Source organism: Paenibacillus chartarius, from assembly GCF_042432825.1.
In the GTDB taxonomy this organism is placed as follows: Bacteria; Bacillota; Bacilli; order Paenibacillales; family NBRC-103111; genus Gordoniibacillus; species Gordoniibacillus chartarius.
On the sequence record NZ_JBHLWN010000062.1, the window covers coordinates 11,799 to 32,038 of the forward strand.

Here is a 20,240-nt window from a genome sequence, read left to right on the forward strand (position 1 = left end):
CTAGCTCCCTTGAATTATTGGACTGGAATTACTTCGTATAGGTGAACGATGTGTTATTTTGTTGAGCGACGGGAATTGCATTCCCCGCCTGATCGACAATCAGCACGTATTCAAGCTTGAAGTGCACCGGATCGGATGTCGTTACGTTGAATGGAATCTTCACAAGCTGATCATTGGTGAACGATACGGTGGAGCCTGCATTGAATTTGGTAACGGCATAAATCGTTTCGAGCTTTGTCGCACCGTTAACCGTACCTTGCGCGTATTTGATCACTTCAACGCTTTGAGCATCCGGGAATTTGTCTACATTGCGAACCGGAGTGCCATAAGGGTTCCCCGTCCCGCTGTCGCGCATCTCATCGCTCAAAAAATGAAGCTCGACACCATACACATTCGATAATCCGTCCAGCTTCACAGCAACATCGAAGCCGTCCGTTCGATCGGTTTTCACCAAGGTTACGGAGCTTTGATTCTGCGTAGTCACCTCAACGACAGGATGAGCCGTGTTGTCAGCCGATGTTACGTAAACATTTAACTTCTGTCCCCATAAATCAGTGGTCCACGACACATTAAACTGACCGTTAAGCCCTGTAGTCCCCTGAGCAATGATATCACCGGAAACATTCTTAACAACAATCGTAGAGCCTGCACCTGCTTGACCTTGAACATAATTGCTGCCCGCGGTAATGCCTTCCGGCGCTTTTGCTTTCACTACAGCTTCCAATGCAGCGCTATTGTTACTTCCATCCGTCACATAGGCGCGGAGCGTCGTACCGGCCGGGATCAACTCCGATGCACTTACATTATACGAACCATTCGTTCCGACTGGCCCGCTCGCAACCGCTACATAGCTTGTTCCGCTAAGCTTTTCAATCTTAATCGTTTTTCCTGCCATCGCTTTACCGCTAATGGACAGCGAGCGGTCATTAGCCGTCAGCTCCGTCGGCTTATCCAGCACAATTGTACCGCCCCCGTCCGAGCCCGAATTCGTGTTCGTATCCTGCTGCGGATTCTGCTGCGCCGGCGGCTTGGTTGGGTTGTTCACCGATTGTGCAGCACTTTGTACGATTTTCGCTTCTGCTTCCTTATTACTTTTCTTCTGATCCCGAATTTGCTCCTGGACCTTTTTAATAAAATCGTTCAATTGCAGCTGCTGCTGAGTCCGGTTCTGCAGCGTCTGCTGGGCGATCCGATCCATCCGGTCTTTTTCAGCCTGCTTCTGCTGCTGCTGCGCTGGATCGACACCGGCGTTACGGTCGATTGCCGGCTTGTTCAAATCAATCTTCTGCTCGGTCTTTTGGATATCCAGATTTGCATTGTCGATCAGTCTGCTGAGCTCGGCCGAATCCGTTTTATTCAACTTGATTGCTTCATTGGCAATATTGGATACGAGGCCGTTAATATTTTGCGATACTTTATTGAGATCCTCGAGAGTTTTTACCGTCAGGTCCGATACGGCATCTCCTCGCTGAAGAACAACGGGATTATTGTTGTTAAGTGCATTTCTCAAGTTGTCGATCAGCTGCGTGTTCTATTCTGCGATAACCGGTGCGTCAATAATAAACGCTTTAATGATTGCCGGATCCGCTTGCTTCACGATTGTCGACACATCGACAATGTTGACTGCATTAATGAGATTGCTAGGCGGAGCTGCAGGATTTAGATTGATTTGCTGCGTTGGAGCCAGCAGAACGGTTTGGCTGTTCGTTTGGCTGTCCGATTTCTGAATTTGCGTCGCCGGATCCGGTGTCGCCGTCGTATCGCTGCCCACCAGCTTTTGAGTGCCCGTTACCTTCGCAGCTACGAGTCCCGATGCAACGACGACCGACAGCGTTCCGTCCGGATTCGAAACAACCAGGTATGTCGTTCCCCGTACGCCCATCGTCGCCGTCGGCGTCTCGACTTCGTCTTCATTGCCGGTAGCCAGCGACTTCACTTTGTTCCACATCGAGCCGACCCAAACCTTGAAGCCGTTCTTCTTTCCTTCGGCACTATCCGTAAGCTCCGAGATTGTAATCGTGGAATTCGGAACGATGGTACGCTCCGACTCCGGGTCGGCGATCTTGACGACAACGTTGCCGTCAGAGCCGGTATTAATCGTGTCGCCTTCGTTCAGCGGCATCCCTTCATAGGCGGGAATCGGATTCGAGCCGCCGCCTTTCGTTACCGTTACGTCACCGCTGACGGATGAAACGAGAGCGGAACGCGAAGTTTTGGCAAATGCCGCAGACGCAAATAAGTTAAAGCATAATGCAAATACGAGAATCATACTGGTCAAACGCGATAATTTCATATGATGATTGCTCCTCCCCTTTGTTGCAAGCTTGATTATATATTAGGAAACCATGGGCTGGCCCGCTTCCGCCGGAGCCGATTTGTGACCAAGCACCTCATACAGCTTAATAGCAACTGTCTTCCCCTTCATCATTTTCTCAGCAACGAAATTCGTCTCGAAATAATCCTTCACCAGCTCGTACGTTACTTCGGAAATGAGAATTTGGTTGGCTGTCGTCTGCGACTCGATCCGTGCGGCTGTGTTGACGTTATCGCCGATTGCCGTATAATCGACGCGCAAATACGAGCCGATGTTGCCGACGACAACTTCGCCGGTGTTGATGCCGATGCCGCACGAAACGGTGACGCCGTGGCGCTGTTGAATTTGCTCCCGCACCTGGATCATCCCCTGCTGGATATCCCAAGCTGTCTTAACGGCATAATATGGATGATTCGGCACGTCCAACGGAGCATTGAACAGAATCATCGCCGCATCGCCGATAAACTTGTCGATCGTCCCGTGGTTTTGCAGTGCCTTCTCGGTAATCATGTTGAACATCGTGTTCAAGAAGTCGACGACCTCTTCCGGCTTCAGCTTCTCGGACAGCGTCGTAAATCCGCGAATATCGAGGAACAGAATGGAGAGCTCTTTGTTGATGCCGCCCAGCTGCAGCTCCTGGTCGCTCTTGGCAATCTCCTTGACGAGCTCCGGCGAAATGTAGCGGCCGAACTGCTTCGTGATAAAATTTTTCTGCTTCGATTCGTAGTACGTTTTGATGGCGATATTGACAAGGAATGCGACGAGCAGCGCAGCGACACCGTAAATAACAGAAATGTATGTATTCGTTGCGGAGAACAGGACATATTGAGCCGCAATCAGAACGATGGCCGAGCCGACGGCGTAGACGACACCGCTGATGGCGCGCAAACGCCACGTGAGCAATACGGTAAGGAGGAATGCAAGCAGCGGTATCAGCACGTTCTCGAGCCAATCCGGCCCTTCCGTTACATGCTGGCCCTTTAGCATCTGGGAAATCATGTTCGCGTGCGCATAAACAAGATACATCTGCGTATCAACCGGAGTTTTCCCTTGATCGTCGCTGGCCGCCGTCATGCCGATCAGCACGATGCGGTCTTTGAACGTCTCGGGCTTCACTTTGTCGGACACCGCATTCGAGAACGACATCGTCAGGAAGTCTTTGGAAGCGCCGTCGTACTTAATGTTGAAGAGCTTCTTGCCGTCGTTATTCAGATACGGGTCTACGTTGCCTCCGGCAAGCTTAACCGCCTGCACGGACAATGACGGATACACCGTCGCCTTCCCGTCCTTATCGACCGCTTTGATTGCACTCCAAGCTTCGCGAATGCCGGTGTCGCTGTCCTCGATCCGGTTAATGTGTCCGGGAATCGAAGCTTCGAAAATTTCCGGAATCGCCTTGTTCAGCTCGTAAACGAGCGGATAGCCGTCAGCATCGTACCGGACGACATTCGTCAGCTCCGTATCGGTCTTGCTTACGATGGGAATGATGACGTTCTTATGGTTCTTAAGTTCGTCCGCAAACGCTTTGTCGTGACTTTGGTCCTTGCTCCTTGAGGCGAACGTAATGTCGAAAACGACAGCTTTCGCGCCGGCGAGCTTCTTCAGCAGTGGAATATAGACGTCACGGTCCCAAGGAAACGTTCCGATACCGGCAATATCCTTGTCGTCAATACCGATGACGATAATATCTTCATGCGGCTGCCCGGACATTGTCGATTCCATGTCGTAATCGTACAAATTATAATCCAAAACCTTGATCGAATCTGTTATCAAAATAACAAAAAGCAGAAAAACGGCAATGATATTGCCAATCCAAATCGTGCGCAGCTGGCTTCGCTTCATATTTGTCTACTTTTCCCCTCCCAAATGACCTAGTACCATTGTAAAATGGGGTCTGGGGGTTGGCAATGTATTGTTTCAAAATTCTACATATTGTATCGCATTCTGCCAATATAAGAAAACCCGGAATAGGCATGTCGCACTAAGCGAGTCCTACGCCGGGCTCTTCAACTCAAACCAAAATATTATTTATTAAACGGAGCGTCAGCAACTTTGATCGAGTCTGTCGGGCAGCCGTCTTGTGCGTCCTGCAGATCGTCGTAAAGGTCCTCAGGAATTTCGGTAACGCCCTTGTTGCTGTCGCCGTCGAAGATTACTTCAGCAAGACCTTCATCGTCGTAATCGTAAATGTCAGGAGCCGTAGCGCCGCAAGCGCCGCAGGCGATGCAAGTTTCTTTGTCAACCCAAGTATACTTAGCCATGTTCTTAGAATTCCTCCTCTGAATATCCTCATTCGTAACTATAATATAAAAAAGAAGAAACTTCAATGATTTAGACAAGCGAGAATGGTTCTCAATCCCGCGCCGTTACTGGGTTTGCAGGCTTTCAGCCTACTCTTCGTCCCGATCCAATCGCCGCCGTTTCATATAGTCCATTTGAAGCGAAGTACCCCGTTCTCTGTGGTTGCGAATCATCGCCGACGGATCGTCGCTCATCATGCCCGCCGTCAAAATGGCGCTTTCCCCGAACTTATCCCGGATACGGTCCATCGCTTCATTCAGACGCTCTTTTTTCGGTTCCTGCTCGAAAGTGAATAGATCGAGCTGCAGAGCCGCTTCCTTCTTCGGCTGCAAATTTTGCAGTGTAACTCCAAGCAGCCTGACCGGCTTGCCTTCCGGCCAATGGGTATCGAACAGCCGGCACGCTTCCCGGTAAATGTCATCGTGGCTCTCTGTCGGCTTATTGAGCGTGATCGACCTCGTGTACGTTTTCATCGACGGCTCGCGGATCGTAATTTGGACCGTCGATGCCAGCAAGCTTTGCCTGCGCAGACGCCGCGCCACTTGATCGGACAAATTCAGGAACACGCGCCGGATATCGCCCCCGTCAGTATAGTCCCGCGGCAGTGTTGTCGTATGGCCGATAGACTTGCTCTGCTCCCGCTCCGGATTCACGGGACTATCGTCGAGACCGTTCGCCGCCCGCTTCAACCAAGCGCCGTATACGCCGAATCGTTCCGTCAGCAGCCGTTCATCGGCCTTTGCCAGCTGCCCGAGGGTATAAATTTGCAGCCGCTCGAGCTTCTCCGCCGTTTTCTTGCCGATTCCGTACATCGTGGCGCACGGCTTGTCCCATAACACGGACGGCACGTCCCGTAGGCGCAGCACATTAATCGCATTTGGCTTGCGCAGGTCCGAGGCTACCTTGGCCAGCAGTTTATTCGGCGCTACACCGATCGAGCACGGCAAACCGAGCTCCGTCATAATTCTATCCTGGATCGACTTGGCAATCTCGAGCGGCGATCCGAATTGCTTGCTGCCGGTAATATCCACATAACATTCATCGATGGATACCCCTTCGACGAGTGGAGAGTACTGATAGCAAATTTTCATAAAACTGACGGAAAATTGCCGGTACAGATCAAAGTTCGGCCGAATCAGCTGCAGCTCCGGGCAAAGCCGCAGCGCCTCCCGCACCTGCATTCCCGTCTTCACGCCGCGGTCCCGTGCCGCATATGAAGACGTTACGATAATGCCGTGCCGTAATTCCACGCTACCCGCTACGGCGATCGGCTTGCCTTTATACGCTTCCGGTTCGACGACCTCGTGCACCGAGCAGTAAAATGCGTTCATATCGATATGAAGGATCACTCGCCCGTTCTTAGGGTAGTACTCGCTCCCGGTTTTCATACCCCCAGCTTCACAACCTCCCGCCTTCCGCATGCCCAAAGCACTTTCAGCATAAAGGACGTCACAAGCGGGGTCAAGTATGGTATAATCGGTAAATATAAGATCGAAGGGGAGGCCCTTACATGGCACAAATCGTCAAAATTTTTGATACGACGCTGCGCGACGGAACGCAGGGCGAGGGCGTCAGCTTATCGGTCGAAGACAAGCTGAAGATCGCCCAGAAGCTCGATGTCCTAGGCGTTCATTATATTGAAGGCGGCTGGCCCGGCAGCAACGGGAAGGACATAGAGTTTTTTCACAGAGTGAAGGAACTCAATCTGACGCACGCCAAAGTGACCGCTTTCGGTTCGACGCGCCGCAAAGAAACGAAAGCGCAGGACGATCCTAATTTGAATAGAATTTTGGAGTCCGGCGTCGAGGTCGCTACAATTTTCGGCAAATCGTGGGATTTTCACGTACACAAGGCGATCCAAACGACACTCGAAGAAAATTTGGCGATGATTTACGATTCCGTCAAATTTCTGAAGGATAACGGTTTGGAAGTCATTTATGACGCAGAGCATTTCTTCGACGGGTTTAAAAACAATCAGGAATACGCGCTGCAAACGATCAAGCATGCCGAAGCTGCGGGCGCGGATTGGATCGTCCTTTGCGACACGAATGGCGGCTCGTTACCGGATGAAGTCGCCGAGATCGTCGCCAAAGCGGGGCAGGCGGTTTCCGTACCGATCGGCATTCACGCCCACAACGACTGCGAGCTCGCGGTAGCCAACTCGCTTGCAGCCGTAAACGCGGGTGCGCGTCAAGTGCAGGGTACGATCAACGGCTATGGCGAGCGCTGCGGCAACGCCAACCTTTGCTCCGTTATTCCGAATTTGCAGCTGAAGCTCGGCTACTCCTGCATTTCGGACGAACAGCTCTGTACATTAACTCAAGTGGCACGTTACGTCAGCGAAGTGGCCAACATGCATATGCCGGTTGGGCAGCCCTACGTCGGCAATGCCGCATTCGCCCATAAAGGAGGCATCCACGTATCGGCGATCCTCCGTCACGCGAAGACGTACGAGCACATTACGCCTGAGCTTGTCGGCAACAAGCAGCGCGTCCTCGTATCGGAGCTTGCGGGTCAAAGCAATCTGATCGTCAAAGCCCAAGAGCTGCAGTTGAATTTCGACAAGGACAATCCGAAGGTGAAATCGGTCATCGAAAAGGTCAAGGAGCTCGAGCATCAGGGTTATCAATTCGAAGGCGCAGACGCTTCTCTGGAGCTGCTGCTTCGCGAAGCGATCGAAGGCCTGGAAGAAGTGTTTACGCTCGAATCGTTCAAGATTATCGTGGAGAAGTCGGCAGGCCGAGGCGTTGTCACCGAAGCGATCGTCAAAGTGAACGTACACGGCGAGACGATGCTTACCGCGGCGGAGGGCAACGGACCTGTCAACGCGCTTGATCTGGCCCTGCGCAAAGCACTCATCCCGCATTATCCGGATATTCAGAAGATTCATCTTACGGATTACAAGGTACGCGTCTTCGACGAGAAGGATACGACCGCGGCCAAAGTCCGAGTCTTGATCGAAACGGCGGATGCCGACAACTCCTGGAACACGGTAGGAGTATCCGAGAACATTATCGAAGCAAGCTGGAACGCTCTTGCCGACTCGATCCGCTACGCGTTGATCGGCAAAACCCGCGTCGAGCATAAGCAGCCTGAGCCGCAGCGGCTCGGCGTAATCAATCATTAATCGTATAGCATTCGGTCGTGAAGCACACGCCGCCCTAGATTAGGCTTATTCAGGCCTGGTCGGGGGCGGCGTTTTATTTTATAAGGAGATAAGGACGATGGATTTTGAAACCTGTTATGCACAATGGATACAGAAGCACGCTGCGATCCGACAAGGGGAAGCACGAAGACGCTTTCAGCTCCCCTATACAAAAAAAGCAGCCGTCCCGCATCATCGCGCGCAAACGGCTGCCCTCCCTTTTACATTTTCGCCAATTCTTTAAGCTTCTTCTCCCACTCCGCATACGTCAACACGTTGACGACTTCCCTCACATTTCCTTGCCGGTCGATCAAATAGCTCGTCGGAATAAAGACGAACTTATATAGCTCGGCCGTCCCCCCGCTTTTATCGAGCAGAATCGGAAATTTAAGCCCGTATTGGTTCACAAACCCGCGAACTTCGTCCAGCTTATCGCTTTGCGTCAAATTGACGCCATAAAAATCAATTTGGTCCTTATACTGCTCATATAGCTTTTGCAAATCCGGGGCTTCTTCCTTGCACGGAGGACACCAGGTGGCCCAAAAATTGACGACGACCGGCTTCTCGCGCTGGCCCCCAACCCGATACCTTCCCCCGTCAAGACCTTCAAGCTCGAACGCCGGGGCTGCATAATTCGCTTTAACCGATCCTTCCTTGGCGACAGCGGGCTCTTTCTTCGCTCCGGCGACGCTCTGGTATACCGCCAAGCCGATTAGGGCGAGCAAGACGACCAGAACGATGGCATTCCTACTTTTCATTGCTGTCCTCACTCCTTCCCTCCATATTATCTCCAAACCGCGCAAAATTCCAACATCTGAGCCAAACGTCACAAGAATGTGCGATTCCTGCTTCGGACAAAGTAGTAAAAGAATAATGCCCGAAGGAGATGCGTTATGGAAAAGGCCAAAACGAGAAAACTAAACATCACGTTTGAGAGTGAAATTTCCAGCACGCAAGACCATGACGTTCACGAGCCGCACCAGAAAAAGTCCGCAAAAGGAGGCGGCGGGAAAAGCAGTGTAGGGCAAACCGGCTTTTGGATCTATTTTGCCATTGCCTCTGTGCCGCTTGTTCTCGTTCTGGGCAACTCCATGCTTGTACCGATTTTGCCGGAAATGAAAGATCAGCTCGGTATTTCACGTTTCCAGAGCTCGCTGGTCATTACACTCTTCTCCTTGACAGCCGGCTTCCTCATTCCGGTGGCAGGCTTTCTCTCCGACCGGTTCTCCAGGAAAGCCGTCATGATACCCGCGCTCATTATTTACGGCGCTGCCGGTGTCCTTGCCGGTTTCGGAGCGATCTGGCATTCGTATACGATCATCATTATAAGCAGAGCGATCCAAGGGATCGGAGCGGCAGGCACCTCTTCGATTGCGATGGCGCTTGTGGGCGATTTATACAACGGCGGAACGGAGAGTAAAGTGCTGGGCATCACGGAAGCGGCTAACGGCTTCGGTAAAGTCATCAGCCCGATTCTCGGCTCGGCGTTTGCTCTGCTCGTTTGGTTTGCGCCATTTTTCGCCTTTCCGTTATTTTGCCTGATTTCTCTCTTGTGTGTCATGTTCATTATCAAAGAACCGAAGAAAACGAAGGAACCGCCGAGCCTTGGCAAATACATGCATCAAATTGGCGCAATTCTCAAAGCCAAGGGCCGCTGGCTAATCCCGGCCTTTATCGCAGGTTCGCTGGCACTGTTCAACCTGTTCGGCGTATTGTTCTACTTGTCCGATACATTGGAAGAGGCCCCTTACAAGATCGACGGTATTATCAAAGGTCTTGTTCTGGCGATTCCTTTGCTGGCTATGGTCATCACCTCTTATACGACAGGGGCGCTAATCAAGAAGAACGGCACGCTGATGCGCTGGCTCATCAACATCGGCTTCGTGCTGCTGAGCGTCACGCTCGGATGCTGTATCTTTTTCCATGACAACATGTATTTGTTTATCGGGCTGCTTACCGTCGGAGCAGTGGGTACGGGTTTGATTTTACCATGTCTCAATACGATGATCACCGGCTCCGTGGAGAAGGAACAGCGCGGCATGATTACGTCGATCTACAATAGCTTGCGCTATATCGGCGTGGCGTTCGGCCCGCCGCTGTTCGGATATCTGATGAAAATATCGAACGAGATGGTGTTTATCGTCGTCACTTCCCTCGCCGTTATAGCGCTGGCGATGGTGTTTTTCCTGATCAGGCCGTCCGGAAAGCTGGAATCCGCTTAATGCTTCTACTATAATTAGAGGCAATAACAGGAGGTGCCGGCAGCGATGGAGATCCGATGCAGCGAATCGCTTCTAAACAGCTTGTACGAATATTGCCGTAGCTGTTATCCCCAGGAAGCCTGCGGGTTCGTCATCGGTGACAAGCTGTCCGGCGGCACCACCCTGACCGTGCGGCGCTTCGCCCCTATCGGCAATAGCAGTCCGTTTCCGAACGACCGATTCGACATGAACCCCGCCGAGCTCGCCGCATTGCTGGTTCATACACCGCAAGAGCGGCTGCTTGGCATTTATCATAGTCATCCGCATGCGCCTCCAATACCCTCAGAGCTCGATTTGCAAACGGCCTGGCACACCTTGCCGACGTACTGGATCGTCTCGCTGTGCGGCCCGGAGCGGCCGGAAACAGCGATATACCGCTGGCTCCCGGACGATGACAAACAAAAAAGACTCCACCGCATCAGGGGAAGCCTTATCGTTACGAATGGTGATGACTAAGAACTGCGTACAAATCAGCTAGCGTATCGATACCCCGGGATTGAATTTCTTGCATGAGCTTGGACCACAGCTTCGCGGTCATCAGCGAATCCTCAAGCGCATGATGGCGCAATGTAATTTCGATTCCGAATTCTTCTAGCAGCGTATCGAGATCATAATAACGCCGCCGCGGCAGCAGCCATTTGGCGATCATCATCGTATCCAGGACGCGGTGATTCAAATGGACTCGGGACGTTTTCCACAAGGCGGCGTTCAAAAAATTTTTATCGTGTCCCGTACCGTGCGCGACCAATATTTTTTGCTGCACGAATTCGAAAAATCCTTTCAGCACCTCCATAAGCTCGGGTGCCTCCCGCGCTTCCTCGTTCGTGATCCCGGTCAGCTCCGTGATATGCTCGGGAATGTTCCGCCTAGGGTTGACCAAGCTGTAAAATTGCTCTCCCGTCATCTGCCCGCCGGTCATCGCCACACCGCCGAAGGATATGATTTCGTCCCCGTTCGAGTAAGCGAAACCTGTCGTTTCCAGGTCAAAAATAACGAGCTCCATCGTTCGCAGCGGAATATCGTGCAAAGAATCTTTACGCTGCTCTTTCATCATGTGCCTGATGAAGGCCATTTGCTGTGCGCTTTGCTGATTGAACACCGAAGTGAGCGCCGGCGTAATACCGCCCATCTTATACAGATGCCACATCCGCCCGGCCGGATGCATGTCCTTCATCGGTCATCCCCCTTCACCGCATGCCTTACATATCGCTGCAGCCGCAGCCCGCACCGCAGGCAGCGCTTCAATTCGATGCGCCGTTGTTTGGTGAGCGCCTGAGCCGGCAGCTTGCCGCGAGTCGTATACATATCGTTTTCCATTTGGAACGGTGTCATCGCCCGAAGCTTCAGCGCCAGCTTGGTCACCGCGCGCCATTCATCCGCCAGGACCCCGTTCACTGCTCCGATCCGCTCCAGCGCGTCAATTCGTTCCAGTGTCCCCGAATGCGCCACACCGGCTTGAATCGCCAGCAGCCGTATCCCGTTCACTATCGGAATATAGGCGCCATATTTGATATCGACGCCCCCCGCATCTTCACCGTATCTCTCGGTAATGAGCTGCCCGAACACACCGAGCGAAACTTTATGATGAAGCGTGTTGTGCAGCAAAGCACGCAGAACCGGCGGATGCTCCTTTACATAGTCAAGGTGCACCTGCTTCAGCTTATCAGCGAGCGCTTCGTCGCCATATATGCATCGAAGATCGGAATATATGAGGAAGTAGCGAATATGCTCCCAATTCGGCTCCTCCAGCCAACCCCGAACCATGGATGAATAGTCGCGATACGACTTTCTCCACATCGGATTGCGGGCCAGCACCTCTCCGGAGCAAGGAGGATATCCAAGCACAAACAGCCTTGTGTGAATTTCATGAGCTAGGAGTTCGAAATACGGTCCGGCCAGCTCCGCCTCTTCCTCACTGCCGGGATCGGCAAAAACGATACCGTTATCCTGATCGCTCCAAAGCGTCTGCTCCCCGCGGCCGCCGCTGCCGAACAAGAGGAACGCGAACGGAAGTCCCGGCGAAGGCACGCCGCTCGCATCGACTTGACGGACAGCTAGCTCGATCGCACGCCGGATGAGCGCGTCGTGAAGCCGATTAAGCTCAATATGAAACTTGTCAAAATGATCAAAAAGGAGAGGATCACGGTACACCTCGTGGGCCGAGTCCCGGATCGCACGGAGGACTTGCACCTCCTCCGCCCTTGCAATGCGCTCCAGAACTTGATCCCCTAAGTGACGTACCATGATGCATCTCCTCCGCTCGGCTTTATTTATTCGTTATACGCCTATTACGCCGATACGTTGCTTTGATCTTGCAGCTTTTTCATTTGCTCCGGATAGCCGTATGTGCCATGCTCGGACAGGTCGAGACCGATAATTTCTTCCTCTTCCGTGACGCGCAGTCCGATCGTCACCTTCAGCAAGCCCAAGATAATGAAAGACAATACGAATACGAAGACGAATGCGCCGGCAAGACCGAGTGCTTGAACGCCGAGCTGGTGGAAGCCGCCGCCGTAGAATAATCCAGGACCGCCGACACCGACTTTCGCCGCCAGCTCCGGCGTTGCGAAGAATCCGGTAGCCAAAGTACCGACTACGCCGGCGATACCGTGAACGGAGAAGGCGAAGATCGGATCGTCCAGACCTGCTTTTTCGAACCATTGTGCCGTAAAGAAGGTGATGATAGCTGCTGCAGCGCCGATGACGATTGCAGCCCATGTTTCAACGAACGCACAGGAAGCCGTAATGGCAACCAGCGCTGCGAGAACGCCGTTCAGCATGCTAGGAATGTCCGCCTTGCCGAAGTACATCCAAGAGACGACCAGAGCGGCGACAGCACCTGCAGCAGTAGCCATATTCGTAGTCAACGCAATGTATCCGAAGAATCCGTCATTCATTGCACTCAGTGTCGAGCCCGGATTGAAGCCGAACCAGCCGATCCACAGAATGATGACGCCGAGTACGGACAGCACCTGGTTGTGACCGGGAATCAGGTTCGGAGTGCCGTCTTTATTGAATTTACCGATACGAGGCTTCAGCAAAATCGTAGCGACAAGCGCCGCAGTTGCACCCTGCAAGTGGACGACCGTCGAGCCGGCGAAGTCCTGCATGCCGATCTTGGCCAGCCAGCCGCCGCCCCACACCCAGTGGGCAACGATCGGATAGATCAGAACCGTGTAGAGTACGCCGAAAATGAAGTACACCGGCAGCTTGCCGCGCTCCGCGAAGCCGCCCCAGGCAATGGCCAGCGAAACTCCGGCGAAAGCGAGCTGAAACAAAAACTTGATGCTAATCGGAACATCGGATAGTGCGAGGGAAGAGAAAGCGGCTTTCGCCTGCTCCTCCAGCCCTGTTACGAAGAAGCCCGTCGTCCCGAAGAACTCGTTGCCGTCCCCGAAAGCGAGACCGAAGCCGAACGCCCAGAACGCGATTGCGCATAGGCCGAATGTGAGAATGGTCTTGCCCGCTACGTGGCCGGCGTTCTTCATTCTAGTCGAACCTGCCTCCAGGAGCGCAAAGCCCGCTTGCATGAAAATAACGAGGATGGCAGCTAACATAACCCAAACCGAGTTGATGGCAGCTTGCAGCTGCAACGGCTCCGGAGGTGCCGGATCTGCAGCGAATGCTGCTGTTGCGGGTAAAACTAGCATGAGGAGTACGAAAGCCGATAGGAATTTCTTTACCACATGACCACATCCTTTTCCTTTGTGTTAGTTAATGTAACACGTAATGAAATTCTTAGTGTCATTATAGTCGCGTTTTCGGATTTTGACAATATCATTTTTCATAAATTATTCAAAATACGAAATTAAACCTCACATTATCCCATGAACATTCGGATTTCAACGCATTCGCGTTAGCTTTTCTTGCCTGATGAACATTCAAGCCTGCCGTGCAACGAGTAATATCCGGTGTCAGCAGCACGAACTTTTCGGCTCTGAAGAGCCCAGGTTATTGCGTTTGACTGTGCCTTGAGCATTCGGGTATCATTATTATTAAGGAAAAGAGCGATAAGAGGTGATGGCAATGGGAGAGAAGAAGCTGTATAAGATCGGGGAGCTTGCCCATTTGGCCGGCGTCAGCTCAAGAACGATCGATTATTATACGAAGATGGGACTTATCAATCCCGAGACCCGCTCGTGTACGAATTACCGGTTGTACAGCGATGAAACTTTGCTTCGGCTGAAACGTATTGAACATATGAAGCGGGAAAAATATACCCTGGAAGAGATCAAGAGCTCTCTGCGCGAGTGGAGTGCAATCGGTCAAAGCGAGCGAGTGACAGATAAACTGACATCACTTCACATTCATCTTGAGCAGCTGCAGAAGGAAGCGAAAGAATTAGGCCCGATGCTCGAGCAATTAAAGCCTAATCAGATGAAGAAGCTCATGAAGAAATTGACCCCCTCCACCGCGGCATGCATCGAGGCGCTCCTGCTGCTTCTAGGGAATAGCCAAAGCTAAAGGAGGAACAGACTCGCATGTTGTTTCACCCTATGGATATTCTGATTTTCATCGCGTTCGGCTTGTCGCTATGGGCCTCGTTCCGGGTAAGAGGTACATTCAATAAGTGGGCGCAAGTGCAGGCCCGCTCTTATATGACAGGGGCGGACGCGGCAAGACGCATGCTCGACGCCAACGGATTGTACCACGTCAGGGTTGAGGCGGTGCCCGGCGTGTTGAGCGACCATTACGACCCGATGTCGCGTACGGTCCGGCTGTCTGAGCCAGTCTACTATGAGAGCTCAATCTCGGCGATTTCCGTCGCTTGCCACGAGGTCGGTCACGCCATCCAGCATCAGAAGCGCTATCCGATGCTCGTAGTCAGACACGCCATGTTTCCGGCGGTCCGCTTCGCTTCCGGCATCGCTCCGCTGCTGCTGCTCGCCGGGCTGATCTTTCAAAGCTTCCCGCAGCTGCTCCTGCTGGGCATCTTGTTCTTCGCCGGCGCCGTAGCCTTTCAAATCGTTACGCTGCCGGTCGAATTCAACGCAAGCAACCGGGCCCGCAAGCTGATGGTCGAATACGGCTTCATTGCTTCAGATGAAATGCACGGCGTTTCCAAAGTACTGAATGCCGCAGCGCTGACGTATGTGGCGGCTGCTTTGATGTCCGTCCTGGAGCTGCTGAAATACGTGATGATTTTCAACCAGCGCGAAGAATAAATGCAAAGAAACCTCCCGCGTCGCTGCCGCACAGCGATTCGGGAGGTTTTATTATGTGCTTCAGCGACTATGGACATATTCGAGCAGAAAGCGCCGGAATACTTCGGCGACCGGGGGCAGCCGTTCGCCGGTCCGATGAATCAATCCGACGGTCCGCGTCACCCGCGGCTCCGAGATGCGAACTTTTATAGGGCGCAAGGAGCCGCCTTCCGCCAGCGCCATTTCCGGCAGCAGGCTGACCCCCATCCCGGCTGCCACCAGGCCGCGGATGGTGTCTGTCTCCTCGGCTTCGAATCCGACATGCGGTGTGAATCCGGCCTTCAAGCATGCTTCCATAACGATCGTCCGCAGCGAATATTCCTCGCCGAACATTACGAACGACTCGTCCTTCAGCTGTTCAAGCCGAATCGTTTGATATTCGCTAAGAATGTGGTGCTGAGGCACGATCGCATACAGTTCTTCGGTCAGCAGCAGATCGCCGGTTACATACTCGTGATTTTCCGGAAATGGAGAAATAAAGGCCAGGTCAATGTCACCCTTGGATACATCCCGGATCAGACTGTTGTATGTCCCTTGTCTCAGCTTGAACTTCACGTTCGGATGAAACTTGCGGAACGCCGCAACAACAGTAGGAAGCAAATGCAGCACGACGCTGTGCGGGAAGCCGACGCGAATTTCCCCCGCCTCCGGATCGAGAAATTCGTGAATTTCGCTGACGGCCTTCTCCAGATCCGTCATAATGCGTTCGATCCTGCTTAGAAACAAGCGTCCGACGCTTGTCAGATGAAGGTTGCGGCCCTTCTGGACGAACAGGTTGACGCCTAGCTCTTCTTCCAGCAGCCGGATTTGGCGGGATACCGCCGATTGGGCGACGTGAAGCTCCTCCGCTGCTTGAGTCACATGCTGTTTACGCGCCACTTTGACGAAATATTGCAATTGTCTTAGCTCCACTGCAGCCTCCTTGCGGTCATTGGACAATGTCTCATCGGAAAGATTATAATGAGGAAGGGTTTACCACGGCCCTTAAAATTCGCTCATACTCAAAGGAGGATCCTCTCTCATGACTCAGCAACTTGCACAACGCACGGGCGTTGCAACCCTGAAGGGCAATCCGATCACGCTTGTCGGCCCTGAGCTGAAAGCCGGCGACACGGCGCCTGACTTCAAAGTGAACAAGGACCTGATGACGGAAGTTACGCTGAAGGACTACGCCGGCAAGGTGAAGCTGATCTCCGTCGTTCCTTCTCTGGACACTGGCGTTTGCGACGCGCAAACTCGCCGCTTCAACGAAGAAGCCGCTAATCTCGGCGACAACGTAGTCGTATTGACGATCTCCGTTGATCTGCCGTTTGCTCAGTCCCGCTGGTGCGGCGCCGCCGGCATCGATAAAGTCATTACGCTTTCCGACTACAAGACGAAATCGTTCGGACAAGCCTACGGCGTCCTGATTAACGAGCTTCAGCTCGACATGCGCTCGATCTTCGTCATCGATCAGAACGACAAGATCACTTATGTCGAATACCTGAAAGAAATGACGGAGCACCCGAACTACGAAGCAGCTATCGCCGCTGTGAAAGCACTCGTATAATTTCGGATTCCGGATATACCGCTCGGCATAGAAAAACAGCGAGAACATTCTCGCTGTTTTTTCATTTTTTGTAGGCGGCCAATTTTTTATCCAAGGCCCCGTATATATCTAGAATCGTGCGGTAGTTCGAGCCAAAATCTCCAAGCGACCCTCGGGAAGCCGAGTAAATGTCTATGGCGCTATGTACCGGGGTGATGCTGAACAGCGTCAAGGTGACATCCTGCGTGCGGCCGAGCATCGTCCGTCTCTCGACGACTATTTCCCCTACATTCTTCACTTCATGAAGCAGCTTGTAGCCTGGCAGCTTTTTAAGGAGCGTAATTGTTTCGTCCCACAGCTTATCCATCGGCAAGTTGTAATGACGTGTCCGGAGAGCCGGGTCTTTGGCCTTCTCACCGGTCGATTCAAAGCTGCGCACAATGCCGATAAGCGTACGTTTAAGCAAAAGCTTTTCCCCCTTACACGAGCTAGCAGCACATAGAAACATCAATCATCGATGCACTAAACTTAATATTACCATTGATTGCGGCCAAGCAAAAGAGGGAACATGCGCTCCTTACAAAATATTGCTTATCCCGCCATCCGATTCGGTCTTTCCAGCAGCTCGCGCAGCACATAAGCAATCGCCCCGTGCGCCGTCGCCGTCTCCCCTAGCTCGGAATACCGAATCGGAGCTTCAAACGACGGAACAAACGGAAAGCGCGCCTGAATCGCCCCTTCCACATGAGGCTGCATCCACTTGCGATACCTTGCAATGGAGTTGCCGATGACGATCATCTGGGGATTCATCGTATGAATCATGTTGCCGATGCCGATGCCCAAATGAACGCCGCTTCGAATCAGCGCTTCAAGCACATCCGGATCTCCCGACTCCGCCCGCTTCACTATCGTCTCGCCGACGGCCGGTTCGTATGCGAGTCCGAGCTCATCGGCAAGAGCTTGCTCCGAAGCGTACATTTCCCAGCATCCTTGGTTTCCGCAAGAGCAGCGCCGCCCATCGATCTCGATTGTCGTATGTCCGACCTCGCCGGCATAGCCGCCGGCACCGCGATAAATTTCGCCGTTGACGATAAAACCGGCGCCGATCCCCGCTCCGACGCTTACGTATAATATTTCCGTAATCTGCTGCGCCGCGCCGATATCATGCTCGGCGAGGGCCGCCAAATTCGCTTCATTCTCAATAATGACCGGGATCCCAAGCTCCGTTTGAAGCCTCGAACGCCAGTCGAGCTGGCGCCAGCCGTGGGCAGGAACGAACAAAATGCGCCCGCTGGGCTGCTCGATGAGTCCGGCAATGCCGAGGCCCACTCCAACTACGCCGTGCGGACTGGGCGGCAGCTCAGCCCTCAGCTCGCGTGTCACATGAACGAGATCCGTAAGGACTCGATCGGCATCACCGGGCACCTGCAGCGGGTACCGCAGTTCCCGCACGACGTCCCCACGCAAATCCGTTACTAGCGCAAGCACATCCGTACGACGCAAATCAAGACCGATGACGTAGCCGGCTTCAGCATCGATTTGCAGCAGCACCGGTTTGCGTCCTCCGCTGGATGCGCCGATTCCCGTCTCCGTGACGAATCTTTCCGCGATCAGCTCTTCGACCAGCGCCGACACGGTCGCCCTCGTCAGCTTCGTCAGCTTCGCCAGCTCCGCCCGGGATATGGGGGCCAGCCGGCGAATGAGCCGGAGCAAGGTCGTCTTATTCATCGTCTTCAGCATGGAGCTGTCACCGGTCATCGGTATTTTTTTCATCATCGGGTCACCGTTTCGGAAGGAATTTGCAAGTACGCATGGAATAAGTATATCACAGCCTTTGTATATTCAATAAACAAAGTTATTGGAGGGTTAACAAGACATATGAAATACTATTTGGGCATCGATATCGGTACTTCTGCAGTTAAATGTATTGTAGTGGATGAAGAAGGAACCGTCAAAGGCAGTCACAGCGCCGAATATCCGCTGCTCCAGCCGAATCCGGGCTGGGCCGAGCAGCATCCGGAGGACTGGTGGGAAGGTTCGGCGTCCTGTATACGCGAGCTGCTGAATAAAACCGGTATCTCAGGCGAAGATGTGGCGGGCGTCGGCCTGTCCGGACAAATGCACGGCTCCGTCTTCCTCGATGAAGAGCTGAACGTCATTCGTCCGGCCCTGCTCTGGTGCGATCAACGGACATCCAAGCAGACTGCCGCCATCGAGCGGACGATCGGCTTTGAGGAGCTCGGCCGCCTGACAGGTAACCGGGCGTTGACCGGTTTTACGGCACCGAAGGTGCTGTGGCTGAAAGACGAAGAGCCGGCCAACTATGCCAAGGTGCGGCATCTGCTGCTGCCGAAAGACTACGTTCGCCTGCAGCTGACCGGTGAGCTCGGCATGGATGTCGCCGATGCGAGCGGCATGCTGCTGCTCGACGTAGCCGGCCGCCGCTGGTCGCGCGAAGTCACCGATGCGCTGGGCATTCCGATCGAATGGCTGCCCCCGCTGTATGAGAGCGCTGACGTAGCCGGCCGCATTACCGTCGAAGCCGCAGCACGTACCGGTCTCCAAGCCGGTACGCCGGTCGTCGCCGGCGGCGGCGACCAAGCTTGCGGCGCCGTAGGCGTTGGCGTCGTGCGCAGCGGCATCGCTTCCGTAGCGCTCGGCACGTCAGGAGTCGTCTTCGTACATGACGATAAATACACGGCGGACGATGAGTTTCGCCTTCACTCCTTCTGCCATGGCGTACAGGGCAAGTGGCACCGCATGGGCGTTATGCTCGCGGCCGGCGGATCGTTCCAATGGTGGCGCAATCATTTTGCACAAGAAGAGCTGGAACGTGCGCAGCAGGAAGGCCGTGACGTATACGACCTGCTGACCGAAGGCGCCGCGGGGGCCCCGCTCGGCAGCGAAGGCCTGCTGTTCCTGCCTTATTTGACCGGCGAGCGCACGCCGCATCCGGATCCGCAGGCCCGCGGCGGCTTCGTCGGCCTTAACCTTCGTCACACCAAGGCGCACTTGACTCGCGCCGTCATCGAAGGCATTACGTTCGGCCTTCGCGATTCGCTGGAGCTAATCCGTTCTTCCGGCGTTGCGGTCCATGAGCTGCGGCTGAACGGCGGAGGCGCGCGCAGTCCGTTCTGGCGCCAGTTAATCGCCGATATCTTCGGCATCCCGGTCGTTACCGTCAACTCAACGGACGGCCCGGCTTACGGGGCCGCTGTTATGGCCGCCTCCGGCGTCACCGGACGAAGCATTCCCGAGCTGTGCGAAGCCTGGATCCGCGTCGTCACCCGCGAGGAGCCGATCGCCGCGAATACTGAAGCTTACGAAGCCTATTATGAAGTGTACCGCAGCTTGTATCCGGCGCTTAAGGGCGCCATGCACGAGCTGAGCGACTTGGCGCAGAAGCAGCACTAACGGACAAAAAGGACCTGTCGATGGGGAGAAGCTTATGCGCAGCTTCCCGTTAGACAGGTCCTTCTTCATGCTC

Annotated in this window: 19 protein-coding genes; 7 read left to right on the plus strand and 12 right to left on the minus strand. The window is 53.6% G+C overall.

The genetic code is table 11. The features are described 5' to 3' along the window. Positions 1-28: 28 nt before the first annotated feature. The 5 genes from ACFFK0_RS15145 to ACFFK0_RS15165 all read right to left on the minus strand — a co-directional run bounded on the left by ACFFK0_RS15145 (position 29) and on the right by ACFFK0_RS15165 (position 6,036). On the minus strand, positions 29-1,510 hold the full coding sequence (locus ACFFK0_RS15145; protein ID WP_377471097.1) for an Ig-like domain-containing protein: 1,482 nt from the start codon (positions 1,508-1,510) through the stop codon (positions 29-31). Between the two features lie 21 nt (positions 1,511-1,531). Then, positions 1,532-2,293 (minus strand): FecR family protein, encoded by a 762-nt coding sequence (locus ACFFK0_RS15150; protein WP_377471098.1) that lies wholly within the window; start codon positions 2,291-2,293, stop codon positions 1,532-1,534. A gap of 42 nt (positions 2,294-2,335) precedes the next feature. Next, on the minus strand, positions 2,336-4,156 hold the full coding sequence (locus tag ACFFK0_RS15155) for a CHASE2 domain-containing protein (protein ID WP_377471099.1): 1,821 nt from the start codon (positions 4,154-4,156) through the stop codon (positions 2,336-2,338). Between the two features lie 182 nt (positions 4,157-4,338). Beyond that, positions 4,339-4,575, minus strand: a complete 237-nt coding sequence (locus ACFFK0_RS15160) for a ferredoxin (protein WP_377471100.1) — start codon at positions 4,573-4,575, stop codon at positions 4,339-4,341. Between the two features lie 129 nt (positions 4,576-4,704). After that, the gene (locus ACFFK0_RS15165) at positions 4,705-6,036 is read right to left on the minus strand and encodes a DNA polymerase IV (RefSeq protein WP_377471101.1); all 1,332 of its coding nucleotides are present in this window, start codon (positions 6,034-6,036) and stop codon (positions 4,705-4,707) included. Between the two features lie 89 nt (positions 6,037-6,125). Here ACFFK0_RS15165 and cimA point away from each other — a divergent pair, with 89 nt between their 5' ends. Then, positions 6,126-7,742: a citramalate synthase gene (cimA, locus tag ACFFK0_RS15170; protein ID WP_377471102.1), complete on the plus strand. Its 1,617-nt coding sequence runs from the start codon at positions 6,126-6,128 to the stop codon at positions 7,740-7,742. Positions 7,743-7,981: 239 nt separating this feature from the next. Here the strand turns inward: cimA and ACFFK0_RS15175 are convergent, their stop codons facing one another. Then, positions 7,982-8,518 (minus strand): TlpA family protein disulfide reductase, encoded by a 537-nt coding sequence (locus ACFFK0_RS15175; RefSeq protein ID WP_377471103.1) that lies wholly within the window; start codon positions 8,516-8,518, stop codon positions 7,982-7,984. A 135-nt stretch (positions 8,519-8,653) separates the two neighbouring features. Between ACFFK0_RS15175 and ACFFK0_RS15180 the strand changes: the two genes are divergently transcribed. Together ACFFK0_RS15180 and ACFFK0_RS15185 are read left to right on the plus strand one after the other, a co-directional pair. Beyond that, positions 8,654-9,982, plus strand: coding sequence for an MFS transporter (locus tag ACFFK0_RS15180; protein ID WP_377471104.1), 1,329 nt, complete (start codon positions 8,654-8,656; stop codon positions 9,980-9,982). A 45-nt stretch (positions 9,983-10,027) separates the two neighbouring features. Then, positions 10,028-10,477 carry a M67 family metallopeptidase gene (locus ACFFK0_RS15185; RefSeq protein ID WP_377471105.1) on the plus strand — a complete coding sequence of 150 codons (450 nt, stop codon included), beginning with the start codon at positions 10,028-10,030 and terminating at the stop codon, positions 10,475-10,477. Here the strand turns inward: ACFFK0_RS15185 and ACFFK0_RS15190 are convergent. The 3 genes from ACFFK0_RS15190 to ACFFK0_RS15200 are packed head-to-tail and all read right to left on the minus strand — an operon-like array spanning position 10,458 to position 13,671. Then, positions 10,458-11,195 carry an exonuclease domain-containing protein gene (locus ACFFK0_RS15190; RefSeq protein ID WP_377471106.1) on the minus strand — a complete coding sequence of 246 codons (738 nt, stop codon included), beginning with the start codon at positions 11,193-11,195 and terminating at the stop codon, positions 10,458-10,460. The two genes, ACFFK0_RS15185 and ACFFK0_RS15190, sit on opposite strands and share 20 nt — an antisense overlap. Further along, complete coding sequence (locus ACFFK0_RS15195; protein WP_377471108.1) at positions 11,192-12,265, minus strand: DUF294 nucleotidyltransferase-like domain-containing protein; 1,074 nt, start codon at positions 12,263-12,265, stop codon at positions 11,192-11,194. The genes ACFFK0_RS15190 and ACFFK0_RS15195 overlap by 4 nt, the downstream gene beginning before the upstream one ends. A gap of 44 nt (positions 12,266-12,309) precedes the next feature. Further along, entirely contained in the window at positions 12,310-13,671 is a 1,362-nt protein-coding gene (locus ACFFK0_RS15200; RefSeq protein WP_377471133.1) for an ammonium transporter, read from the minus strand. Positions 13,672-14,047: 376 nt separating this feature from the next. On the opposite strand from ACFFK0_RS15200, the gene ACFFK0_RS15205 reads away from it, so the two are divergent. Together ACFFK0_RS15205 and ACFFK0_RS15210 are read left to right on the plus strand one after the other, a co-directional pair. Continuing rightward, positions 14,048-14,485 (plus strand): MerR family transcriptional regulator, encoded by a 438-nt coding sequence (locus ACFFK0_RS15205; protein WP_377471109.1) that lies wholly within the window; start codon positions 14,048-14,050, stop codon positions 14,483-14,485. A 17-nt stretch (positions 14,486-14,502) separates the two neighbouring features. After that, positions 14,503-15,186, plus strand: a complete 684-nt coding sequence (locus ACFFK0_RS15210; RefSeq protein WP_377471111.1) for a zinc metallopeptidase — start codon at positions 14,503-14,505, stop codon at positions 15,184-15,186. A 60-nt stretch (positions 15,187-15,246) separates the two neighbouring features. On the opposite strand, the gene gltC is transcribed toward ACFFK0_RS15210, so the two are convergent. After that, positions 15,247-16,137, minus strand: coding sequence for a glutamate biosynthesis transcriptional regulator GltC (gene gltC / locus ACFFK0_RS15215; protein ID WP_377471112.1), 891 nt, complete (start codon positions 16,135-16,137; stop codon positions 15,247-15,249). Positions 16,138-16,246: 109 nt separating this feature from the next. Here gltC and tpx point away from each other — a divergent pair, with 109 nt between their 5' ends. Then, a complete protein-coding gene (gene tpx, locus ACFFK0_RS15220; RefSeq protein WP_377471114.1) occupies positions 16,247-16,774 on the plus strand; it encodes a thiol peroxidase in 528 nt (175 codons plus the stop codon). 61 nt (positions 16,775-16,835) lie between these two features. Here tpx and ACFFK0_RS15225 read toward each other — a convergent pair whose 3' ends face one another. Together ACFFK0_RS15225 and ACFFK0_RS15230 are read right to left on the minus strand one after the other, a co-directional pair. Continuing rightward, positions 16,836-17,219 (minus strand): DUF1499 domain-containing protein, encoded by a 384-nt coding sequence (locus ACFFK0_RS15225; RefSeq protein ID WP_377471115.1) that lies wholly within the window; start codon positions 17,217-17,219, stop codon positions 16,836-16,838. Between the two features lie 125 nt (positions 17,220-17,344). After that, positions 17,345-18,529 carry an ROK family protein gene (locus ACFFK0_RS15230; protein WP_377471117.1) on the minus strand — a complete coding sequence of 395 codons (1,185 nt, stop codon included), beginning with the start codon at positions 18,527-18,529 and terminating at the stop codon, positions 17,345-17,347. Between the two features lie 102 nt (positions 18,530-18,631). On the opposite strand from ACFFK0_RS15230, the gene xylB reads away from it, so the two are divergent. Next, entirely contained in the window at positions 18,632-20,167 is a 1,536-nt protein-coding gene (xylB, locus tag ACFFK0_RS15235; RefSeq protein WP_377471119.1) for a xylulokinase, read from the plus strand. Positions 20,168-20,240 lie beyond the last annotated feature (73 nt).

Bases quoted from the DNA above. Each gene is read 5' to 3' on its own strand.
- ACFFK0_RS15165 (WP_377471101.1), bottom strand. From the start codon at position 6,036: ATGCGGAAGGCGGGAGGTTGTGAAGCTGGGGGTATGAAAACCGGGAGC.
- ACFFK0_RS15155 (WP_377471099.1), bottom strand. From the start codon at position 4,156: ATGAAGCGAAGCCAGCTGCGCACGATTTGGATTGGCAATATCATTGCC.
- ACFFK0_RS15205 (WP_377471109.1), top strand. From the start codon at position 14,048: ATGGGAGAGAAGAAGCTGTATAAGATCGGGGAGCTTGCCCATTTGGCC.
- ACFFK0_RS15210 (WP_377471111.1), top strand. From the start codon at position 14,503: ATGTTGTTTCACCCTATGGATATTCTGATTTTCATCGCGTTCGGCTTG.
- ACFFK0_RS15190 (WP_377471106.1), bottom strand. From the start codon at position 11,195: ATGAAGGACATGCATCCGGCCGGGCGGATGTGGCATCTGTATAAGATG.
- tpx (WP_377471114.1), top strand. From the start codon at position 16,247: ATGACTCAGCAACTTGCACAACGCACGGGCGTTGCAACCCTGAAGGGC.
- ACFFK0_RS15175 (WP_377471103.1), bottom strand. From the start codon at position 8,518: ATGAAAAGTAGGAATGCCATCGTTCTGGTCGTCTTGCTCGCCCTAATC.
- ACFFK0_RS15180 (WP_377471104.1), top strand. From the start codon at position 8,654: ATGGAAAAGGCCAAAACGAGAAAACTAAACATCACGTTTGAGAGTGAA.
- ACFFK0_RS15185 (WP_377471105.1), top strand. From the start codon at position 10,028: ATGGAGATCCGATGCAGCGAATCGCTTCTAAACAGCTTGTACGAATAT.
- ACFFK0_RS15200 (WP_377471133.1), bottom strand. From the start codon at position 13,671: ATGCTAGTTTTACCCGCAACAGCAGCATTCGCTGCAGATCCGGCACCT.
- ACFFK0_RS15195 (WP_377471108.1), bottom strand. From the start codon at position 12,265: ATGGTACGTCACTTAGGGGATCAAGTTCTGGAGCGCATTGCAAGGGCG.
- xylB (WP_377471119.1), top strand. From the start codon at position 18,632: ATGAAATACTATTTGGGCATCGATATCGGTACTTCTGCAGTTAAATGT.
- ACFFK0_RS15230 (WP_377471117.1), bottom strand. From the start codon at position 18,529: ATGATGAAAAAAATACCGATGACCGGTGACAGCTCCATGCTGAAGACG.
- ACFFK0_RS15150 (WP_377471098.1), bottom strand. From the start codon at position 2,293: ATGAAATTATCGCGTTTGACCAGTATGATTCTCGTATTTGCATTATGC.
- ACFFK0_RS15160 (WP_377471100.1), bottom strand. From the start codon at position 4,575: ATGGCTAAGTATACTTGGGTTGACAAAGAAACTTGCATCGCCTGCGGC.
- cimA (WP_377471102.1), top strand. From the start codon at position 6,126: ATGGCACAAATCGTCAAAATTTTTGATACGACGCTGCGCGACGGAACG.